This is a genomic window from Bradyrhizobium sp. 164, from assembly GCF_023073715.1.
Taxonomy (GTDB): Bacteria; Pseudomonadota; Alphaproteobacteria; order Rhizobiales; family Xanthobacteraceae; genus Bradyrhizobium.
Window position 1 is genome coordinate 48,266 of the sequence record NZ_JADPKA010000022.1, and the last position, 7,260, is coordinate 55,525.

5 protein-coding genes are annotated in these 7,260 nt (G+C 65.1%); 3 read left to right on the plus strand and 2 right to left on the minus strand.

Annotated features, from left to right (window positions below; translation table 11 throughout):
- Nucleotides 1-73: 73 nt before the first annotated feature.
- Together IVB01_RS07820 and IVB01_RS07825 are read right to left on the minus strand one after the other, a co-directional pair.
- Nucleotides 74-1,273 carry an aminotransferase class V-fold PLP-dependent enzyme gene (locus tag IVB01_RS07820; RefSeq protein ID WP_247278819.1) on the minus strand — a complete coding sequence of 400 codons (1,200 nt, stop codon included), beginning with the start codon at nucleotides 1,271-1,273 and terminating at the stop codon, nucleotides 74-76.
- 141 nt (nucleotides 1,274-1,414) lie between these two features.
- A complete protein-coding gene (locus tag IVB01_RS07825; RefSeq protein ID WP_247494401.1) occupies nucleotides 1,415-2,617 on the minus strand; it encodes an alanine--glyoxylate aminotransferase family protein in 1,203 nt (400 codons plus the stop codon).
- 134 nt (nucleotides 2,618-2,751) lie between these two features.
- Between IVB01_RS07825 and IVB01_RS07830 the strand changes: the two genes are divergently transcribed.
- The 3 genes from IVB01_RS07830 to IVB01_RS07840 all read left to right on the plus strand — a co-directional run bounded on the left by IVB01_RS07830 (nucleotide 2,752) and on the right by IVB01_RS07840 (nucleotide 6,992).
- Nucleotides 2,752-3,483: a GntR family transcriptional regulator gene (locus tag IVB01_RS07830; protein ID WP_247494402.1), complete on the plus strand. Its 732-nt coding sequence runs from the start codon at nucleotides 2,752-2,754 to the stop codon at nucleotides 3,481-3,483.
- A 112-nt stretch (nucleotides 3,484-3,595) separates the two neighbouring features.
- Entirely contained in the window at nucleotides 3,596-6,571 is a 2,976-nt protein-coding gene (locus IVB01_RS07835; protein ID WP_247494403.1) for an FAD-binding and (Fe-S)-binding domain-containing protein, read from the plus strand.
- Nucleotides 6,564-6,992, plus strand: coding sequence for a heme-binding protein (locus IVB01_RS07840; protein ID WP_247494404.1), 429 nt, complete (start codon nucleotides 6,564-6,566; stop codon nucleotides 6,990-6,992). The genes IVB01_RS07835 and IVB01_RS07840 overlap by 8 nt, the downstream gene beginning before the upstream one ends.
- Nucleotides 6,993-7,260 lie beyond the last annotated feature (268 nt).

Here is a 7,260-nt window from a genome sequence, read left to right on the forward strand (position 1 = left end):
CGGTTCTCCGAAAAAGATCATGCTCAAACGATAGATCCAAAGCGCGACGAAGCTTGTTGCGCTTTAGAGTGGTTCAGGCGACCTGCGCCTTGGCCATCGGCCTCACGTCGCGTCCCTTCAGGACGTCCATGGCCGCCAGCACGCCGCCGCCGCGGTGCGGGACTTTGGCGAGATCCAGCCCCATCTCGACGCCGGCCAGCGTGCCCATCAGCATCAGATCGTTGAAATGGCCGATATGTCCGATCCGGAACACCTTGCCCTTGACCTTGTTCAAGCCGGTGCCGAGCGACATGTCGAAATTCTCCAGCACCACCTTGCGGAAGTCGTCGGCGTCGTGGCCCTCGGGCATGCGCACGCCGGTCAGCGCCGGCGAATGCGCGTTGGCATCGGCGCACTGCGTCTCCAGCCCCCAGACCTTGACCGCGGCACGCGTCGCCACGCTGTGGCGCTTGTGGCGGGCCCATACGTTCTCGAGCCCCTCTTCTTCCAGCATCTTCACTGCCTCGCGCAGGCCGTACAGCAAGTTGGTCGCGGGCGTATAGGGGAAGGTGCCGAGCCTGTTGAAGCTGATAACCTCCTGCCAGTCCCAGTAGGAGCGCATGCCGGGGTTGGCCTTCGCCACCGCGAGCGCTTTCTCCGAGACGGCGTTGAAGCCGAGCCCCGGCGGCAGCATCAGACCCTTCTGCGAGCCGGCGACGGAGACGTCGATGCCCCAGGCATCGTGCTCGTATTCCATCGAGCCGAGGCCAGAGATGGTGTCGACCATCAGCAGCGCCGGATGCTTTGTGCGGTCGAGAATCTTGCGCACTTCGAGCGGCGGGGTCACGCAGCCGGTCGACGTCTCGTTGTGCACGACACAGACCCCCTTGATCGCGTGCTGCTTGTCGGCGGCAAGACGCTTCTCGATCTCGGCGAGATCGGCGCCATGACGCCAGTCGCTTGGAATGAAATCGACGTCCAGCTTGAACTTGTCGGCGATGCCGCGCCACAGCACGGCGAACTGGCCGGTCTCGCACATCAAAACCTTGTCGCCGGGCGCGAACACATTGACCATCGCCGCTTCCCAGGCGCCGGTGCCGGACGAGGGGAAGATGATCACGGGTTGCTTGGTGCGAAACACCCGCTGCATCGAGGCGAGGACCGCAAAACCGAGCTCGGCGAACTCCGGACCGCGATGGTCCAAGGTCGGCATGTCCATCGCCCGCAGCACCCGGTCGGGCACATTGGTCGGTCCTGGAATCTGTAAGAAATGCCTTCCAGTATGCACGGTCATCGGCGTCCTTCCCGGTCTAGCCTTGGTTTGTGGGCGCCGAATAGCACCATTTGACCGGCTTGTCCCCTCCTCCAAGAGGGTCCGTCCGTGCATAACGGGCCGACCTGCCCTCGGATACCCTCCCCTTTCACCGCGACCACCTTACGTGCCGACGACCTTCAGATGCGGCGATGCATTGCCCTGCGGGCGCTGCTCCAAGAGCTTCATCGCGACGTCGACCCCGCCGGAGCGATGCGGCACGCCCGCAACCGACAAGCCCATCTCGACGCCGGTGAGCGCGCCGAGCAGCGTCAGGGCGTTGCATTCGCCGAGATGGCCGATGCGGAAAACCTTTCCGGCGACCTTCGACAGGCCGGAGCCGAGCGACATGTTGTAATTGTCGAGCACCACTTTCCGGAACTGGTCGGCATCATGTCCCGGCGGCATCAGCACGGCCGTGAGCACCGGCGAGTACTCGGCCGGCTCCTGGCACAGGATCTCAAGGCCCCAGTGCTTGACGGCAGCGCGCGTCGCAGCAGCCAGCCGCTGGTGGCGAGCGAACACGTTGTCGAGGCCCTCTTCGAGCAGCATGGCGATCGCCTCGCGCAGGCCGTAGAGCAGATTGGTCGCCGGCGTGTAGGGGAAGAAGCCTTTCGCGTTGGGCTTGAGCATCTCCTCCCAGTCGAAATAGGAGCGCGGCATCCTGTTGGTCTTGGACGCGGCACGGGCCTTGTCCGAGATCGCGTTGAAGCCGAGACCGGGCGGCAGCATAAACCCCTTCTGCGAGCAGCTGACGCTGACGTCGACCTTCCACTCGTCGTGGCGGTAGTCGACCGAGCCGAGCGAGGAGATGGTGTCGACCATCAGGAGCGCCGGATGCGAGGCGCGATCGATCGCGGCGCGGATCTCGGCGATGCGGCTGGTCGCACCGGTCGATGTCTCGTTGTGCACGACCATGACGGCCTTGATCGCATGCGCGGTGTCATCGGTGAGCCTGGCCTCGATCACGGCGGGATCGGCGCCGCGGCGCCAGTCGCCCGGAACGAAATCGACCTCGATGCCGAAGCGCCCGGCCATCTGCCGCCACAGCGTGGCGAAATGGCCGGTCTCGACCATCAGCACCTTGTCGCCCGGCGACAGCGTGTTGACGATCGCGGCCTCCCAGGCGCCGGTCCCCGACGAGGGGAAGATCACGACGGGAGCTTTGGTCTGGAAAATCTTCTGGCTGCCTTCAAGCACGGCGCGGCCGAGCTCGGCGAATTCAGCGCTGCGGTGGTCGATGACCGGCATGTCCATCGCGCGCAGCACGCGCTCGGGGACCGGGCTCGGACCTGGAATCTGGAGGAAATGGCGTCCCTGATGCATGGAAACCTCCCGGTCGGTGGGACTCTCACCGGCCCCATCGGCTATTTTGCATTCATTTTTTGTCCTTTCAATCGAATTTTGGTATTCGATTGTGGCCGTCGACGCGACCAAACAGGCAAACTACTGTGCTGCAAATGAAATCCACGATTCCCAACACCGGGGTTCCGATTGCCCCGCCCGCCACAAATGGCGGCGACCGCCAGGAGGCCTCGCTTCATGGCGAGATCCTGCTGCGGCTGCGCGACTACGTGGTCGAGGGTAATATTCCGGAAGGTGGGCGCGTTCCCGAACGGCAGCTCTGCGAGATGCTCGGCATTTCGCGAACGCCCCTGCGCGAAGCCTTGAAGGTGCTTGCTGCCGAGGGGCTGATCGAACTTCTACCGAACCGCGGCGCGCGGGTGCGTCAGCTCAGCCAGCGCGACCTCGAGGAGCTGTTCGACGTGATGGCGGGATTGGAGAGCCTCGCCGGGCGCCTCGCCTGCGAAGCCATCACCGACGCGGAAATCACCGCGATCGAGCAGTTGCATTACGGGATGTACGGCCGCTACCTGCATCGCGACATGCACGGCTATTTCCAGGCCAACCAGCGGATCCACGAGAGCATCGTCGCGGCCGCGCGCAACGAGACGCTGAAGACGGCTTACGCCAACTTCGCCGGCCGGATCCGGCGCGTTCGCTACTCCGCCAATTTCGCACGCAAGCGGCAGCGCTGGGCGGAGGCGATGCGCGAGCACGAGGCCATTCTCGATGCGCTGCGCCGCCGGGCCGCGAGCGAGCTCAGCGACATCCTGTTCCAACACCTGCGCAACAAGCGGGCGGCCGCGATCGAGCACCTGACCGAGCCCCAAGAGAACGCACCGGCCTAGTCCTGAGGACGGCCGGGTTGCTCATTTTGAATTCACAATGTAATCGAACGCGAGACATAGTGAATAACTCAGCAAGGCTGGGCCACCTCGCTCGATCGGTCCGGGATCAGGGATGACAAACGCTTCCTCGCTCGAACGGCGCCTGCGCAAGGAAATGACCGGGGACGTCCTTTTCGACGGTTTCAGCCGCGGTCGCTACGCCACCGACGCCTCGTTCTATCAGATCATGCCGGCCGGCGTGCTGGTCCCTAAGACCATCGACGAGGCGCTACGGGCGCTCGCCATCGCCCGCGACGAGGGGCTGAAGGTCACCCCGCGTGGCGGCGGCACCTCGCAATGCGGCCAGACCGTCAATGACGGGCTCGTGGTCGACCTCTCCAAGCATCTGAACCGGATCCTGTCGCTCGACGTCAAGGGCCGCACCTGCGTGGTCGAACCCGGCATCGTGCTCGACGACCTCAACCGCCAGCTCAGGAAGCACGGCCTGTGGTTTCCGGTCGACGTCTCCACGGCCTCGCGCGCCACCATTGGCGGCATGGCCGGCAACAATTCCTGCGGCGGCCGCTCGCTTCGCTACGGCACCATGCGCGACAACACGCTGTCGATGGAAGCTGCGCTCGCCGACGGCACGCTCAGCCGCTTCGGCGAGGTCTCACGCGATCTCTCCGATGTCGAGGCCGGCGACAGCGCACGGGCCCTGTTCCGCGACATGCTCGATCTCGGGATGCGCGAAGCCGAGGAGATCGCCGCGCGCTTTCCCAAGGTGCAGCGCCGCGTCGGCGGCTACAATCTCGATGCGCTGGTGCCGCGCAATGCACCCAACAACATGGCGCATCTCCTGGTCGGATCCGAGGGCACGCTGGCCTTCACCACCAAGGTTGAGCTGAAGCTGTGGCCTGTGATCCGCAACAAGGCGCTCGGCGTCTGCCATTTCGGCAATTTCTACGAAGCGATGGACGCGACCCAGCATCTGGTCAAGCTCAAGCCGATCGCAGTCGAGCTGGTCGATCGCACCATGATCGCGCTCGGCCGCGACATCGCGATGTTCAAGCCGATCATCTCCGCCGCGATCAAGGGCGATCCAGACGCCGTGCTGGTGGTCGAATTCGCCGAGGAAGACCAGGCGGACAATCTGGCGCGCCTCAAGCAGCTCGGCGAGCTGATGGGCGATCTCGGCTTCGGCTGGAACAACGACAAGCGCAAATGGGGCGGAGTGGTCGAGATCACGGAGCCGGCACTCCAGAGCGGCATTGCCGATTTCCGCGCCGCCGGCCTCAACGTCATGATGTCGATGAAGCAGGAGGGCAAGCCGGTCTCCTTCGTCGAGGACTGCGCGGTGCCGCTGCCACACCTCGCCGACTACACCGCACGGCTGAACGAGGTGTTTGCCAAGCATGGCACCAGCGGCACCATGTATGCGCATGCATCCGAAGGCTGCCTGCATGTGCGGCCCGTGCTGAATCTCAAGTTGGAGAAGGACGTCAAGGCGATGCGCGCCATCGCCGAAGAGGCGTTTGCGCTGGTGCGCGAATACAAGGGCTCGCATTCCGGCGAGCACGGCGACGGCCTGGTGCGCTCCGAATTCCACGAGACCATGTTCGGTGAACGCCTCGTCGCCGACTTCAAGGACGTGAAGCAGCGCTTCGATCCCGACGGCGTTCTCAATCCCGGCAAGATCGTCGATGCGCCCAGGATGGACGACCGCTCGCTGTTCCGCTACCGGCCCGACTATCGGGTCGGCGAGCTGAAGACGAGGCTCGACTGGTCCGCCTATCCCGGCGCCGGCGGTGGTTTCCAGGGCGCGGTCGAGATGTGCAACAACAACGGCGCCTGCCGCAAGCTCGAGGGCGGCGTGATGTGCCCGTCCTACCGCGCGACGCGCAACGAGAAGGACGTCACGCGGGGCCGCGCCAATACGTTGCGGCTCGCGATCTCCGGCCAGCTCGGCCCCAATGCGCTCTCCTCCGACGAGATGATGGAAACGCTAAAACTCTGCGTCTCCTGCAAGGCCTGCCGCCACGAATGCCCGACCGGCATCGACATGGCCAAGATGAAGATCGAAGTGCTGGCCGCGCGCGCAGAGTCCCATGGCCTCACGTTGCGCGACCGCTTGGTGGGCTACCTCCCGCGGTATGCCGACCTTGCATCGCGTTTCGCGCCGCTGGCGAATTTGCGCAACAGCAGCCCGCTCTTGCGAAAGCTGTTCGAGCGCTTTGCCGGCATCAGCGCGCGCCGTGCCCTGCCCGCCTTCCGCAACGATGTGTTCGTGCCGCCGGCTGACAGCGTGGGACCGGAGAGCGGCCGCGAAGTGGTTCTGTTCGCCGATACGTTCAACCGCATCTATGAGCGCGAAAATCTCGACGCAGCGCTGCGCGTACTCGCGGCCGGCGGCTATCGCGTGCATCTGCCGAAGCCGTCGAGCGGCAGTCGCGCGCCGTGCTGCGGCCGCACGTTCCTGTCAGCCGGCCTCGTCGACGAGGCCAAGGCCGAGCTCGATCGTCTCGTGGCCACCTTCGCGCCCTTCGCCGCGCGCGGCGTGCCGATCATAGGTCTAGAGCCGAGCTGCCTCTTGACGCTCCGCGATGAGCTAGCCTCGCTACGCAAGGACAACGACGCCAAGGCGGTCGGTGCCCACGCGCTGACCTTCGAGGAATTTCTGGTGCGCGAGGCCGAGGCCGGGCGGCTGCAACTGCCGCTCGGTAACCTGGCCGACAAAGCCATTGTGCACGGCCATTGCCACCAAAAATCCTTCGGCGCCTTCAAGCCGGTCGAGCAGGTGCTGCGCCTCGTCCCCGGCCTTGAGGTCGAGACCATCGAATCGAGCTGCTGCGGCATGGCCGGCGCGTTCGGCTATAGTGCCGACACTTACGATGCCTCGATCGAGATGGCCGAGCTGTCACTGCTGCCGGCCGTGCGGCGCGCGGACCAGACTACGCTGGTCGTCGCCGACGGCACCTCCTGCCGGCACCAGATCCACGAAGGTGCCGGGCGCGAGGCCCTTCACGTCGCGCGGGTGCTGGCCATGAGCCTCGATCGCGACGGACCCAATTCCAGTTCTCCAGCTACAAAGGAAACCAGCCATGGCTGAGCTCACCCTCGACACCGCCCGCAAAATTCTCGACGCCGCCTTCGCGAAGGCCGGCGAGCTCAAGCTGAAGCCGCTGGTCGTCACCATCCTGGACGCGCGCGGCGTGCTCAAGCTCGCGGCTGCGCAGGACGGCACCAGCCTGATGCGCGGCGAGATCGCGCACGGCAAGGCCTATGGCGCGCTGGCGATGGGCATGGGCTCACGCGCGCTGTTCCAGCGCGCGCAGGAGCAGGCCTTTTTCATCGACGCGGTGAACACGATCGCCAAGGGCGCACTGGTGCCGGTCCCCGGCGGCGTGCTGATTATGGACGGCACGACGCTTCTCGGCGCCGTCGGTGTCTCCGGCGACACCTCCGACAATGACGAGGCCTGCGCGGTCGCGGGCATCCAGGCGGCGGGGTTGAAGGCGAACGCAGGCTAGGACTCACCGGCCGAATGACAAAAGAAGACAGCTAATCCGGATGCTGGTCGCTGATCCCTACCGATGCGATCCTAGAGACCGGCTGTGACGTTCTCGACGAGACGGTGGGGCTCGCGCGATCGGACTGGAACGCGTTCTCGCAGCTGGCTCTATCAACTTTCAACAAGTCTGTCAATCGGCGTTCGACTGGGACCCCCTATCGGCATCCAAAAGGGACCCCTTTGATCGGCGTGCTCTGCTGGGAGCGCTCGGGTCGTCGGAGCTGGTC